Source organism: Streptomyces apocyni (assembly GCF_009739465.1).
Lineage (GTDB): Bacteria > Actinomycetota > Actinomycetes > Streptomycetales > Streptomycetaceae > Streptomyces > Streptomyces apocyni.
Map to the genome: position 1 here is coordinate 116,677 of NZ_WHOM01000065.1, position 14,036 is coordinate 130,712.

The following is a 14,036-nucleotide window of genomic DNA, read 5'->3' on the forward strand; positions in this document are numbered from 1 at the left end:
AAGCGGGCGCGTTAGCCGAGCGGGCACGTGAGCCAAGCGGGCGCGCGGGCTCGGATGGCTCGCGGGCCCGCTCCGGCATCCGGGGGTTCTCTGGCGCGACGCGCGCGGACGGGCGCTTTAGAAGTGCGGTGCGTCACCGGATGGGGTGTATTTGGGGCTAAGTCGGACTTAGGGACCCTAGGAGGCACTCCATGCGTGGAGCCACACACGCCAAGTGGGCCGCATGCGCGGTCGCCGTCGCCCTGGCGGCCACGGCCTGCGGCGATGACAACGGCGGCGGCGCCACCGGCGGCGGTGACGGCTCCGGGATCGTACGGTCCTCGTGGGGTGACCCGCAGAACCCGCTGGAGCCCGCGAACACCAACGAGGTGCAGGGCGGCAAGGTCCTCGACATGATCTTCCGGGGGCTGAAGCGGTACGACCCGGAGACCGGCGAGGCCGAGGACATGGTCGCCGAGAGCATCGAGACCGACGACTCGCAGAACTTCACCGTCACGCTGAAGGAAGGGTGGAAGTTCAGCAACGGCGAGGACGTCACCGCGCAGTCCTTCGTCGACGCCTGGAACTACGGCGCGCACATCGACAACACGCAGAACAACGCGCCGTTCTTCTCGTCGATCGTCGGATACGACGACGTCCACCCGGAGTCCGGTGAGGCCACTGCCGAGGAGATGTCCGGCCTGGAGGTCACGGGCGACCTCACGTTCACCGTCGAGCTGAAGGAGAAGTTCTCCACCTGGCCGGAAACCCTGGGGTACCAGGCGTTCTCGCCGCTGCCCGAGGCGTTCTTCAGCGACCATGACGCCTGGCTGGCCAAGCCGATCGGCAACGGGCCGTACACGGTGGACTCGTACTCCAGAGGCTCCAGCATGCAGCTCCGCAAGTGGGACGACTACACCGGGGACGACGAGGCCCAGAACGACGGAGTCGACCTCCGCGTCTACACCGACAACAACACCGCCTACACCGACCTGATCGCGGGGAACCTCGATCTCGTCGACGACATTCCCGCGCAGCAGCTCCAGAACGTCGAGAGCGACCTCGGGGACCGGTACATCAACCAGCCCGCCCTCATCATCCAGACGATCACCTTCCCGCTCTACCAGGACGACTGGTCGCAGGACGGCATGGAGAAGGTCCGGCGCGGGCTGTCCATGGCGATCAACCGCGAGGAGATCACCCGGCAGATCTTCCAGGAGACCCGCACCCCGGCCAAGGACTGGACGTCCCCGGCACTCGGCGAGCAGGGCGGGTACGACGAGGACGCCTGCGGTGACGCCTGCGAGTTCGACCCGGACGAGGCGAAGGCCCTGATCGAGGAGGGCGGCGGGCTGCCCGGCGGCAGGGTCACCCTCACCTCCAACGTCGACACCGGCTCGCACCGTGAGTGGATGGACGCCGTCTGCAACAGCATCAACAACGCGCTGGACGAGGGCACGGTCTGCACGGTCAACCCGGTCGGCACCTTCGCCGACTACCGGAACCAGGTGACCACCGACAGGATGACCGGGCCGTTCCGGGCTGGCTGGCAGGCGGACTACCCGCTCATTCAGAACTTCCTTCAGCCGCTCTACTACACCGGCGCCTCGTCCAACGACGGGAAGTTCAGCAACGAGGAGTTCGACGCGCTCGTCGACAGGGCCAACCAGGAGACCGACGAGGAAGACGCCATCGAGGCGTTCCAGGAGGCCGAGGAGATCCTCGCCGAGCAGATGCCCGCCATCCCGCTCTGGTACCAGAACGGCAGCGCGGGCTACTCGGAGAGCGTCTCGGACGTCACCCTGAACCAGTTCAGCGTTCCGGTCTACGACCAGATCAAGGTCAACTGACCGCCCACTGAAGGCCGTTCCCGGAGAGTAGGAGAGTACTCCCCGGGCAACGGCCTTCAGTCCTACCTCCGGAGCCCCCATGGGACGCTATGTGATCCGGCGGCTGCTCCAGATGATCCCGGTGTTCATCGGCAGCACGTTCCTGATCTTCTTCATGGTGTACGCGCTCGGCGACCCGGTCGCGGCCCTCTTCGGCGACAAGGCGCCGGACCCCGCCACCGCCGCCCGCATCCGCCAGGAACTCCATCTCGACGAGCCCTTGTGGAAGCAGTACTTCCTCTACATGGGCCAGATCTTCCAGGGCGACTTCGGCACGGCCTTCAACGGCCAGAAGGTCACCGAACTGATGGCCAGCGCCTACCCGGTGACCCTGCGGCTGACCCTGGTCGCCATCGTGATCGAGCTGATCGTCGGCATCGGCCTCGGTGTCGCCAGCGGCCTCAAGCGCGGCCGGGTCGTGGACAACTCGGTGCTGCTGATGACCCTCCTGGTGATCTCGATCCCGACCTTCGTCAGCGGCTATGTGCTGCAGTTCCTGCTGGGGGTGAAGTGGGGGATCATCCGTCCGTCGGTGTCGTCGGAGGCGCCGTTCAGCGAGCTGATCCTGCCCGGTGTCGTGCTCGCCCTGGTCTCTCTCGCCTACGTCACCCGGCTCACCCGTACGTCCATCGCGGAGAACGTCCGCGCCGACTACGTACGCACCGCCATCGCCAAGGGACTGCCCAGACGCCGGGTCATCAGCCGTCACCTGCTGCGGAACTCGCTGATCCCGGTAGTCACCTTCATCGGCGCCGACATCGGCTTCCTGATGGGCGGCGCCATCGTCACCGAGAAGATCTTCAACATCCACGGCGTCGGCTACCAGATCTACCAGGGCATCCTGCGCAACAACGCCCCCACGGTCGTCGGCTTCGTGACGATCCTGGTGATCGTCTTCCTGGTGGCGAACCTGCTCGTCGACCTGCTGTACGCGGTCCTGGACCCGAGGATTCGCTATGCCTGAGGCGTACGACCCACAAGAGATCAGACGGCAGGCCATCACACCCGCCGGCTCGGGGGGACCGATGGACCTCGCCATGGACGAGGCCGAGACGCTGGAGAAGACCCCCGGCGGCCCCGAGGGCACCGGACCGACCGGCAAGCCGCGCAGCCTCTGGTCCGACGCCTGGCACCAGCTGCGCCGCAGCCCCATCTTCATCGTCTCCGGGCTGCTGATCCTCTTTCTCGTCATCATCGCGATCTGGCCCCAGCTCATCGCCAGCCGCGACCCGCTGTTCTGCCAGCTCTCCAAGTCCCAGCAGGGCATGCAGCCGGGCCACCCCTTCGGCTTCGACACCCAGGGCTGCGACGTCTACACCCGCACGGTGTACGGGGCGCGCGCCTCGATCACCGTCGGCGTCTGCGCGACACTCGGCGCCGCGTTGCTTGGCTCGCTGCTCGGCGGGTTCGCCGGGTTCTTCGGCGGGGTGTGGGACGCGGTGCTGTCACGTATCGCGGACGTGTTCTTCGGTATCCCGGTGGTGCTGGGCGGGCTGGTCTTCCTGTCCGTGGTGACCAGCTCCACGGTCTGGCCGGTGGTCGGCTTCATCGTGCTGCTCGGCTGGCCGCAGATCGCCCGTATCGCCCGCGGCTCGGTGATCACCGCCAAGCAGAACGACTACGTCCAGGCGGCCCGCGCGCTCGGCGCGGGCAGCGGACGGATGCTGCTGCGGCATGTCGCGCCCAACGCCGTCGCCCCGGTCATCGTCGTGGCGACCATCGCCCTCGGCACGTATATCTCCCTGGAGGCCACCCTGTCGTTCCTCGGCGTGGGGCTCAGGCCACCGACCGTCTCCTGGGGCATCGACATCTCCAACGCCGCCCCGCAGATCCGCAACGCCCCGCACATGCTGCTGTATCCCGCGGGCGCGCTGAGCATCACGGTGCTCGCCTTCATCATGCTCGGCGACGCGGTGCGCGACGCCCTCGACCCCAAGCTGAGGTGACGCGACGCCATGCTGCTCGACGTACGCGATCTGTATGTGGAATTCCGTACGAGGGACGGGATCGCCAAGGCCGTCAACGGCGTGAACTACTCCGTCAGCGCGGGCGAGACCCTGGCCGTGCTCGGCGAGTCGGGCTCCGGGAAGTCGGTGACCGCGCAGGCGATCATGGGCATCCTCGACATGCCGCCCGGCAAGATCACCGGCGGAGAGATCATCTTCCAGGGCCGGGACCTGCTGCCCCTCAAGGAGGAGGAGCGGCGCAAGGTCCGCGGCGCCGAGATGGCCATGATCTTCCAGGACGCGCTGTCCTCGCTGAACCCGGTGCTCTCGGTGGGCGACCAGCTCGCCGAGATGTTCATCGTGCATCGCGGGATGTCCAAGAAGGACGCGCGGGCCAAGGCGGTCGAGCTGATGGACCGGGTACGTATCCCGGGCGCCAGAGAGCGGGTCGGGCAGTATCCGCACCAGTTCTCCGGCGGGATGCGTCAGCGCATCATGATCGCCATGGCGATGGCCCTGGAGCCCGCCCTGATCATCGCCGACGAGCCCACGACCGCACTCGACGTCACCGTCCAGGCCCAGGTCATGGAGCTGCTCGCGGAGTTGCAGCGCGAGCTGAACATGGGCCTGATCCTGATCACCCACGACCTGGGCGTGGTCGCGGATGTCGCGGACAAGATCGCGGTGATGTACGCGGGCCGGATCGTGGAGACCGCCCCCGTCCACGAGATCTACAAGGCCCCCGCGCACCCCTACACCCGCGGCCTGCTCGACTCCATCCCGCGCCTGGACCAGAAGGGCCAGGAGCTGTACGCGATCAAGGGCCTGCCGCCGAACCTGACCGCGATCCCCTCCGGCTGCCCCTTCCACCCCCGCTGCCCCAGGGCCCAGGACATCTGCCACACCGACGATCCGCCACTGTTCCGGGTGTCCGAGGAGCGGCGGAGCGCCTGCCACTTCTGGAAGGAGACGTTGCGCGATGCCTGAGCTCACCAAGGAGGCCGAGGAGGCCACCCCGGTCGGCGACGGCGAGCCGATCCTCGAAGTACGCGGCCTGGTCAAGCACTTCCCGCTCACCCGGGGCATCCTCTTCAAGCGGCAGATCGGCGCGGTGAAAGCGGTCGACGGCGTCGACTTCTCCCTCGCCCAGGGAGAGACGCTCGGCATCGTGGGGGAGTCCGGCTGCGGCAAGTCGACCGTCGCCAAGCTGCTGGTGAACCTGGAGCAGCCGACGGCGGGCGAGATCCTCTACAAGGGCGAGGACGTCACCCGGCTGTCCGGGCGGGCGCTGAAGGCCGTTCGGCGCAACATCCAGATGGTGTTCCAGGACCCGTACACGTCCCTGAACCCCCGGATGACGGTCGGCGACATCATCGGGGAGCCGTACGAGATCCATCCCGAGGTCGCGCCGAAGGGCGACCGGCGCCGCAGGGTCCAGGACCTGCTGGACGTCGTCGGCCTCAACCCGGAGTACATCAACCGCTATCCGCACCAGTTCTCCGGCGGCCAGCGCCAACGCATCGGTATCGCACGGGGACTGGCGCTCAACCCGGAGATCATCGTCGCCGACGAGCCGGTCTCGGCGCTTGACGTCTCGGTGCAGGCCCAGGTCATCAACCTGCTGGAGAAGCTCCAGAGCGAATTCAACCTCTCCTACATCTTCATCGCCCACGACCTGTCGATCGTGCGGCACATCTCCGACCGGGTCGGCGTCATGTACCTCGGCCGCATCGTCGAGATCGGCACGGACGAGGAGATCTACGACCATCCGACCCACCCGTACACGCAGGCGCTGCTCTCCGCGGTCCCGGTGCCCGACCCCGCGGCGCGCGACCACCGGGAGCGGATCATCCTGTACGGCGATGTGCCGTCCCCGGCCAACATCCCCTCCGGCTGCCGCTTCCGCACCCGCTGCTGGAAGGCGCAGGACCGGTGCGCGCTGGAGGTGCCGCTGCTGGCGGTACCGGCGGAGTTCCGGCTCACGGAGGGGCCGGCGGCGCATCCGTCGGCCTGCCACTTCGCGGAGGAGAAGCAGGTCGTACCGCCTGAGGAGAAGCCGAAGCCGCAGCCGAAGCCTAAGCCGCAGGCGGCGCCCGACGCGCCGCCCGACGCGCCGCCCGGCGACGAGGAGCAGGACGCTACCTGAGGCCGCCGCCCGGCAGCGGCGGTAGCCCGGTGACGCCCATGACCAGCGAGTAGAGCGTGTCACCGGCGGTGATGAAGAGGCGGTTGCGCTTCGCGCCGCCGAAGCGGATGTTGGAGACCGTGTTCGGGACCAGGACGCGGCCGAGCAGGGTGCCGTCCGGGGCGTAGCAGTGCACGCCGTCGTCCATCGCCGCCGCCCACAGGTGGCCCGTGTCGTCGAACCGGATGTTGTCGAAGCGGCCCTCCTTGGTGCCCTCGGTGAAGACCCGGCCGTCGGAGAGCGTGCCGTCCTCGCGTACGTCGAACACGCGGATCTGGTTCTTCCTGGTGTCGGAGACGTACAGCTCGCGCTCGTCGGCCGAGAAGACCAGGCCGTTCGGTGCGCCGAAGCCGTCGGCCACCAGGCGTACTTCGCCGCTCGCCGGGTCGATCCGGTAGACGTTGTTGGCGCCGATCTCGCTCTCGGCGCGGTGGCCCTCGTAGTCGCTGGTGATCCCGAAGTCCGGGTCGGAGAACCAGATCGAGCCGTCGGAGCGCACCGTGGAGTCGTTCGGGCTGTTCAGCCGCTTGCCCTGGTAACGGTCGGCGAGGACCGTGATCGAGCCGTCCGGCTCGGTGCGGGTGACGCGGCGATTGCCCTGCTCGCAGCTGATGAGGCGTCCCTCGCGGTCCAGGGTGTTGCCGTTGGAGTGCCCGGCGGGGGAGCGGAAGACAGTGACCGCGCCGGTGGTCTCGTCCCAGCGCAGCATGCGGTCGTTCGGGATGTCGCTCCAGATGAGCTGGCGCCAGGCCGGGATGTAGAGCGGCCCCTCCGCCCAGCGGCAGCCCTCGTAGAGCGTCTCCAGCCGCTCGTCGCCCGCGCCGCACTTCTCGGTACGGAACCGGTCGTCGAGCACCTCGTACACGTCGGGTCGGCCGTGTGCCATGTCCCCGTCCCCTCCCCCTTCAATCACCAAAGTTCCGAACTGTGTTCGCTCGATCTTGAGTATTGCAGGATGACGTATGGTCATGTCCAGGGATTGAGGAAGGAGATTCACCCATGGATGCCATCGATCGGACGCTGCTGGCCCTGCTCCAGGAGGATGCCACCCAGGCCTACTCGGCACTGGGGAAGGCGGTCGGGCTCTCGGCGGGCGCCGCACACGAGCGGGTCCGTAAGCTCCGTGACGCGGGCGTGATCCGCCGGACGACCATCGATGTCGACCCGGCCGCCGTGGGCGGTGGGGTGCTGGGCTTCGTGATGGTCGAGTCGTCGGCGTGGATGGGGGAGTCGGGCGGGCGCTTCGCCGCCATTCCCGAGATCCAGGAGGCCCATGTGATCGCGGGCAGCGCGTCGGTCCTGGTCAAGGTCAGGACGGCGACGACCGAGCAACTCCAGGACGTACTACGGAGGTTGTACGAGATCGAGGGCGTCAGCGGCACTCAGGCGACGGTGGCGCTGGAGACGTTCTTCGAACGTCCTGTCGCCGTCAACCGCGTTAACACGTCGGCAACTTGAACGATTCACGTCCGATATGAGGGCAAGACACCCTGAAGGGCGTACGGCCGTGCGGGTGCCGTAGACCGGCCGGAGTCGCCATGTCGCTCCGGCCGGTCGCCCCGAGGCCCCGGCGCTAGGTCAGGGAGCCAGGCCCAGCGACCGCTTCAGGAAGTCCACCTGAAGCAGCAGCAGATTCTCCGCGACCTGTTCCTGCGGCGTCATATGCGTCACCCCCGACAGGGGCAGCACCTCGTGCGGGCGCCCCGCCGCCAGCAGCGCCGACGACAGCCGCAGGCTGTGCGCCATCACCACGTTGTCGTCCGCGAGACCGTGCACGATCATCATCGGGCGGGCCGGTTCCACCGCGCCCGACAGACCGTCGTCGGTGACCAGCGAGTTCGCGGCGTACACCGCGGGTTGCTCGCGCGGGTCGCCCAGATAGCGCTCCGTGTAGTGGGTGTCGTACAGCCGCTGGTCGGTGACCGGGGCGCCGACGATGCCCGCGTGGAACACATCAGGTCTCCGCAGCACCGCGAGCCCCGCCAGATAGCCGCCGAACGACCAGCCGCGGATCGCGACCCGGGACAGGTCGAAGGGGAACGCGTCGGCGAGCGAGCGCAGCGCGTCGACCTGGTCGTCCAGGACCACGCTGGCGAGATCGTCGCGGATCGCCTTCTCCCAGGCGGGGGTACGGCCCGGAGTGCCGCGGCCGTCGGCGACGAGTACCGCGAAGCCCTGGTCGGCGAACCACTGTGAGGTCAGATACGGATTGTGTGCGGCGACCACGCGCGCGTGGTGCGGACCGCCGTACGGATCGAGCAGTACGGGCAGCGGGCCGTCCGTGTCGCGATACCCGGTGGGGAGCAGTACGGCGCACGGGATACGCCGCTCGCCCGCTTCGGTCAGCGTCACGCGCGGGGTGATGCCCGGCAGCTCCGCGTGCGACACGATGAGCGCCGTCTGCCTGCCCCCGGACAGCACCCGCGCCTGTGCGCCCGGGTGCTCGGGGTGTGCGGAGACCAGCACCGTCACCTTGCCGGACCGCACCGCCGAGTGCACGCCCGGCTCCTGCGAGACCCGCTCCACGCCCAGCTCGTTGACCCGGTAGACATGGGTCTCGCCGATCTCGGCGCTGGGCGCGGCGCCACCCGCGGAGGCGGCGATCAGTACGTCGTCGTCCGCGACGTCCAGCACCGCGCATACGTGCAACTGCGGGCCGGTCAGCGGACGTTCGCCGACCGTCAGCACCCGCGCCCCGCCCTCGTCCGCGATCCGCACCAGCTGCCCGGACGGTGTCCAGGCCGGTACGCCGGGCCTGAGCTCCAGCCAGTCGCCCGCGTCGGCCGCGTCGGCGTGCACCATCCGGGTCGTGCCGGAGTCCGGGTCCACCGCCAGATACACCTGGCTGCCCTGGTCCCTGGACTGCACCAGGAGCAGCGGGGCTCCGGCGGCCGACCAGTGCGCACGGGCCAGATACGGATAGCGCGTCCGGTCCCACACCACTTCCCGCCGCGAGCCGTCCAGGCCGAGCACGAAGAGCCGTACGTCCGCGTTGGGCGTCCCGGCCGCCGGATAGGCGATCGGCGCGGGCTCGCGGTCCGGGTGCGCGGGGTCGGCGATCCACCAGCGTCGTACGGGGGAGTCGTCGACCCGGGCGACCAGCAGCCGGTCCGATTCGGGTGACCACCAGAAGCCGCGCGAACGGCCCATCTCCTCGGCGGCGATGAACTCCGCCAGGCCGTAACTGACCAGCCCGCTCTCCGGCGCCTGCCCGGGTGCCCGCTCGGCCTCCTGCTCGGGCCCCTCCTTGGGCTCCTGCTCAGGGTCGGCCAGCGCGCGGTCCGCGTCGCCCTCCGCGCCGATCACCCGCAGCGCGCCCCCGGCGACGTACGCCACATGACGCCCGTCCGGCGAGGGGCGCGGGTCGATCACCGGTCCCGGTACGGAGAGTTCCCGCGCGGTGCCCGCCCGCAGCTCCGCCGTGAACAGCCGCCCGGACAGCGCGAACGCCGCCAACTCCACCGCCGCGTCCGTCGCGTAGCCGACGATTCCGGCGCCGCTCTCCCGGCTGCGCTCCCGGCGGGCGAGCTCCTCGGCGGACAACTCCTCGGCCCGGCCGCCGAGCAGGGCCTGCGGATCGGCCGCGACCCGTTCCCGACCGGCACCGGAGTTCGGGCCGTCAACGTCGAGTACCCATAGCTGATGAGACCGATCCGTGCCGGACCCGGATCGGAGAAAGGCCACACGGGCGCCGTCAGGCGACACCGTGAACGCGTGCGGGGCGCCCAGGGTGAAGCGCTGGGTGCGTGCGTGCCGACGCGGGAAGGAATGCTGTCCGGTGGTCATTCCCCGAGGCTACTGATCCAGAGCGGGTCATGCGCCCCCTCGTGCCGCGATGCACCGATCCATGCCCACACACGGAAAGTTATGATCCATAGCGGTCGGTGGGTATACCTCCGCCGATAGTTGTGTTGACGTACGACCCTTTGCTGTTCGGGCCCTTGTCGTTACTGGAAGATCTGGCTGTCTTGGAGGTGGACTGCCGTGGCGCTCTCGATCTCGGCGGTGGTGCTGTTCCTGGTCCTCGTCGTCGTGCTGATCAAAAAGTCCGGCCTCAAGGCGGGGCATGCGATCGTCTGTGTGCTTCTCGGCTTCTACCTGGCCAGTTCCTCCGTCGCTCCCACCATCAACGAGCTGACCACCAATGTCGCGGGGATGCTGGGAGACATCAAGTTCTGACGGTCCTGACGGTTCTGACGCATCTGGCCTGGCTCCGACCCGGCTCTGACCCGGTTCCGGCCCGGCGAGCTCGTAGTCTGGGGGCATGACCGAACTGCCCGAGCGGCGTCTGCTCCTGGTGCACGCCCACCCCGACGACGAGTCGATCAACAACGGCGCCACCATGGCCGCGTACGCCGCGGACGGCGCTCGGGTCACGCTGGTGACCTGCACACGCGGCGAGGAGGGCGAGGTCATCCCGCCCTCGCTCGCCCATCTCGCAGCCGACCGCGACGACGCCCTGGGCGCCCACCGGGTCGCCGAGCTCACCGCCGCGATGAAGGAGCTGGGCGTCACCGACCACCGCTTCCTCGGCGGCCCGGGACGCTATCGCGACTCCGGGATGATGGGTACCGAGCAGAACCACCGCGAGGGCGCTTTCTGGGCCGCTGACGTGGACGACGCGGCCGCGCCGCTGGTCGAGATCATCCGTGAGGTGCGCCCTCAGGTCCTGGTCACCTACGACCCCGACGGCGGTTACGGCCACCCCGACCACATCCAGGCGCACCGGGTGGCGATGCGGGCCGTGGACCTGGCCGCCGAGCCCGCCTTCCGGCGCGATCTGGGAGATCCGTACCGCGTCGCCAAGGTCTATTGGAACCGCGCGCCGCGCTCGGTGGTGGCCGAGGCCTTCGCGCGGCTGCCCGAGCAGCTGCGGACCTCGCCGTTCGCGCGGGCCGCGAGCATCGGTGACGTACCGGGCGTGGTGGACGACGGACAGGTCACCACCGAGATCGACGGGGGCGAGTCCGCGGTGGCGGCCAAGGCGGCGGCGATGGCCGCGCACGCCACCCAGGTCGAGGTGGCGGAGCCGCTATTCGCGCTGTCGAACGAGCTGGCCCAGCCGCTGTTCGGCGTCGAGTACTACGAACTGGTGCGGGGGGAGCGGGCGTCGGCGCCTGGTGAGCGGGAGACGGACCTGTTCGCGGGGCTGGGGCTGGGGCTTGGGCTGGGGCCCGGCTCGGGTGGCGATGGCGGTCGCGGTCTGGGGCCGGTGGTGTCGTCGTGAGCGCGCCTGGCGAGTTTCTGACACAACCGGTCAAAGCGGGACGAGTCGCTGGTTATGCGGTGCTGGTCGTGCTCGGGGCGCTGGCTGGCGCTGCCGGGGCGCTGGTGCAGGCCGCGTGGTTTCCCGGTGGGTTGCTGCTCGCACTGGTAGGCGTGGCCGGTCTGTTCCGCGGTGGGGCGCTGGTGCTCGGCGGGATGGGCGGGGTGCTCGCGCCCGCGGCGGGCTGGCTGCTGGCGGCCTTCCTGCTGATGACCAGCAGGCCCGAGGGTGACTTCCTGTTCGCCGTCGAATTGGGTACGTATCTCTATCTATTGGGTGGCATCGGCGTCGCTGTGATGTGTGCCACGGTCTGGCTGCCGCGGCAACCAGGTGGGCCGGGCGCCCGACTTGGGAAGTGACATACCACTTCGGACCCCGTGCGGCACGGGTTTGGTGACGGTCACGGGATGGCGGCCGGGTGCGGCCAGTATGGTGGTGCGCGCCGCCGAGCTGCCCGCGCACGGTGCTGTGGCTTAGTGATCAAGAAATGGCGGGCGGCGGAGCCGATCGGGAGAACCAGCCTTGAGTCGTGAAACTGACAGTTCGTCCCCCGGGCCGCAGAGGCGCGGAGGAGCCGCCTACCCCTCGGGGACGCCGCCCTATGGCACGCCATCGGGAGCCCGCGACGCGGGCGTGGACGCGGAACAGCAGGCTGCCGAGACGCAGTCCGATGAGTCGTCGGAGACGCAGACGACGCTGACCACACGCGTCCGCATCAACATCCCTGGTTCGCGGCCCATCCCTCCTGTGGTGATGCGTACGCCGATGAACGACGGCGACAAGCCGGGGACCGGGTCCCGTGACGCGGGTACGAGGGACGCGGGCGCGCCCCAGGGGTCGGGTACGTCCGGGGGCTCTGGCCCGGGCGGCGCGGCCGGGGCTGGCTCCGCGGGGCGCGGCGAGGCGTCGGGCGGCGGTGAGGGCGGCGCGGGTGCCGGGGCCGCCGATGAACCCGCAGCGGAGAAGACGAGCGACTGGTTCGCCCCCCGCAAGTCCCCTGCCCCCACCCCCGCGCGGGGTACGGGCGTCGGTTCTGGCGGTCCTGGCGGCGCGGCCGGAGGCTTCGGCGCGGGCGCCGCGGCCCAGGCGCAAGGTCAGGGCAGCGGCAGCGGCAGCGGCAACGGTCCGTACGGGCCTGGGGCTGGGCCCCGCCCCACGGCCGGGCCTGACACCGGCGCGCCGGGCGTTGGCGGTCCGGGCCAGGGCGGTCCTGGTCTTGGTTCTGGCGGTCCGGGCAACGGTGGCCCGGGTAGCGGCGGTCCCGGTGTTGGTGTTCCTGGCAGCGGCGCGCTGGGCGTTGGCGGTCCGGGTCAGCCCGGTCCCGGTGCTGGCGGTCCCGGCATCGGTGGACCGGGCGCCGGGGGGCCCGGCGCTGAGTTCGACGCCCTGCACGGCGGTTCCCTCTACGGCACCGGCCCTGGCACCGGCACGGGTCAGCCCGGACCCGCGGGCCCGACTACCGGCCCCGCGACCGGCGAGGGCCCTGCGTTCGCGCGGGGCGGCCCCCCTGCCGGCGGCCCGCCCCGTATGAGCGACGACACCGCACAGCTCACCCCGCAGCCCCCCGTCCCCGTGCCAGGACCCGTTGCCCGTGTCTCCGGGGACACCCTGAACAGCGGCATCCCCGTAGTGCCGCCCGGTCAGGGCGCCTTCCCGCCCGGCCCGCAGGACGGCCCCCCGGCGCAGCGAGGCGCGTCCGCGCCCCAGCCGTCCGCCTCCGCCTCCGCGCCCGCGAGCCCCGCGCCCAAGAAGAAGGGCCGCAGCAAGCTGATGCTCGCCGCGGTCGCCGTGTTCGTCGTGACCGGTGGCCTGTACGGCGCCGGGCTGCTGATGAACCACTCGGACGTACCGAAGGGCACCACCGTGCTCGGCGTCGACATCGGCGGCGGCACCCACGACGAGGCCGTCAAGAAGCTGGACGCCGCACTCGGCGACCGGGCCAACCAGCCGATCCAGCTCGCGCTGGACGGCAAGCAGGTCGAGCTCACCCCCGCCCAGGCGGGCCTCAGCCTGGACGACCAGGCCACGGTCCGCGCCGCGGCGGTCAGCGACTACAACCCCGTATCGGTGATCGGTTCCCTGTTCGGCGGCGAGCGGTCGGTGGAGCCGGACATGCCCACCGACGAGGAGAAGCTGGCGGACGCGCTGGAGCGGCTCGTCGGCGGCCAGGGCCCGTCGAACGACGGCGGTATCAAGTTCGAGGCGGGCAAGGCGATTCCGGTCTACGGAAAGCCCGGCAACCAGGTCAACATCCAGGGCGCCGTCGCGGCCGTCGACGCCGCCTATCGCACCCAGGTGGAGACCGGCAAGGCCGCGCCGGTCGAACTCCCCGTGGTGGCCGCCGACCCCAAGGTCAGCAAGGCCGAGGTCGACCGGATGATGAAGGAGTTCGCCGAGCCCGCGATGTCCGGACTGATTACGGTACGTACGGACACCGGGCAGGCGATTCCGTTCAGCCCGGAGAAGTCGATCCCCAAGTTCGTGAGCGTCGTCGCGGACAAGGACGGCAAGCTCACCCAGAAGTACGACCTGGAGGAGCTCCGGAAGCTGTACGGAACGACCTTTGACGGCGTCATGGTCACCAAGGGCGACGGCACCAAGAAGCCGCTCAGCGTGCAGGAGGTGGCCGCCGCCGCGGGTAAGGCCCTGGTCGGCAAGACGCCCGAGGAGCGGATCGTCACCATCTCGACGAACCCGAGCTGACCGGCCGCCCGCACCACCGCCCCCTCGGCACCCTCCTGCCGAGGGGGCGGTTCAGCGTCCGTCCCTAC

The 14,036-nt window shown here is 69.9% G+C and carries 12 protein-coding genes; 10 read left to right on the top strand and 2 right to left on the bottom strand.

Annotation, left to right across the window (positions count from 1 at the left end):
* The first annotated feature begins 191 nt into the window (after positions 1 to 191).
* The 5 genes from GCN81_RS19480 (at position 192) to GCN81_RS19500 (ending at position 5,960) form a co-directional block, all read left to right on the top strand.
* The gene (locus GCN81_RS19480; RefSeq protein ID WP_156725888.1) at positions 192 to 1,829 is read left to right on the top strand and encodes a peptide ABC transporter substrate-binding protein; all 1,638 of its coding nucleotides are present in this window, start codon (positions 192 to 194) and stop codon (positions 1,827 to 1,829) included.
* A gap of 79 nt (positions 1,830 to 1,908) precedes the next feature.
* Complete coding sequence (locus GCN81_RS19485; protein WP_156725889.1) at positions 1,909 to 2,832, top strand: ABC transporter permease; 924 nt, start codon at positions 1,909 to 1,911, stop codon at positions 2,830 to 2,832.
* A complete protein-coding gene (locus tag GCN81_RS19490) occupies positions 2,825 to 3,814 on the top strand; it encodes an ABC transporter permease (RefSeq protein WP_156725890.1) in 990 nt (329 codons plus the stop codon). The genes GCN81_RS19485 and GCN81_RS19490 overlap by 8 nt, the downstream gene beginning before the upstream one ends.
* Positions 3,815 to 3,823: 9 nt before the next feature.
* Positions 3,824 to 4,801, top strand: a complete 978-nt coding sequence (locus GCN81_RS19495) for an ABC transporter ATP-binding protein (RefSeq protein WP_156725891.1) — start codon at positions 3,824 to 3,826, stop codon at positions 4,799 to 4,801.
* On the top strand, positions 4,794 to 5,960 hold the full coding sequence (locus GCN81_RS19500) for an ABC transporter ATP-binding protein (RefSeq protein ID WP_156725892.1): 1,167 nt from the start codon (positions 4,794 to 4,796) through the stop codon (positions 5,958 to 5,960). Before GCN81_RS19495 ends, GCN81_RS19500 begins: the two co-directional genes overlap by 8 nt.
* On the opposite strand, the gene GCN81_RS19505 is transcribed toward GCN81_RS19500, so the two are convergent.
* Complete coding sequence (locus tag GCN81_RS19505) at positions 5,953 to 6,885, bottom strand: SMP-30/gluconolactonase/LRE family protein (RefSeq protein ID WP_156725893.1); 933 nt, start codon at positions 6,883 to 6,885, stop codon at positions 5,953 to 5,955. The genes GCN81_RS19500 and GCN81_RS19505 overlap by 8 nt on opposite strands.
* A 113-nt stretch (positions 6,886 to 6,998) precedes the next feature.
* On the opposite strand from GCN81_RS19505, the gene GCN81_RS19510 reads away from it, so the two are divergent.
* A complete protein-coding gene (locus tag GCN81_RS19510; RefSeq protein ID WP_156725894.1) occupies positions 6,999 to 7,457 on the top strand; it encodes an Lrp/AsnC family transcriptional regulator in 459 nt (152 codons plus the stop codon).
* A gap of 120 nt (positions 7,458 to 7,577) precedes the next feature.
* Here GCN81_RS19510 and GCN81_RS19515 read toward each other — a convergent pair whose 3' ends face one another.
* Entirely contained in the window at positions 7,578 to 9,785 is a 2,208-nt protein-coding gene (locus GCN81_RS19515) for a S9 family peptidase (RefSeq protein WP_156725895.1), read from the bottom strand.
* 198 nt (positions 9,786 to 9,983) lie between these two features.
* On the opposite strand from GCN81_RS19515, the gene GCN81_RS19520 reads away from it, so the two are divergent.
* The 4 genes from GCN81_RS19520 to GCN81_RS19535 all read left to right on the top strand — a co-directional run bounded on the left by GCN81_RS19520 (position 9,984) and on the right by GCN81_RS19535 (position 13,968).
* On the top strand, positions 9,984 to 10,178 hold the full coding sequence (locus GCN81_RS19520) for a hypothetical protein (protein ID WP_156725896.1): 195 nt from the start codon (positions 9,984 to 9,986) through the stop codon (positions 10,176 to 10,178).
* An 85-nt stretch (positions 10,179 to 10,263) separates the two neighbouring features.
* Entirely contained in the window at positions 10,264 to 11,226 is a 963-nt protein-coding gene (mshB, locus tag GCN81_RS19525) for an N-acetyl-1-D-myo-inositol-2-amino-2-deoxy-alpha-D-glucopyranoside deacetylase (RefSeq protein WP_156725897.1), read from the top strand.
* Entirely contained in the window at positions 11,223 to 11,624 is a 402-nt protein-coding gene (locus tag GCN81_RS19530) for a DUF6113 family protein (RefSeq protein ID WP_156725898.1), read from the top strand. Before mshB ends, GCN81_RS19530 begins: the two co-directional genes overlap by 4 nt.
* Before the next feature lie 163 nt (positions 11,625 to 11,787).
* On the top strand, positions 11,788 to 13,968 hold the full coding sequence (locus GCN81_RS19535; protein ID WP_197287706.1) for a hypothetical protein: 2,181 nt from the start codon (positions 11,788 to 11,790) through the stop codon (positions 13,966 to 13,968).
* Positions 13,969 to 14,036: the final 68 nt, after the last annotated feature.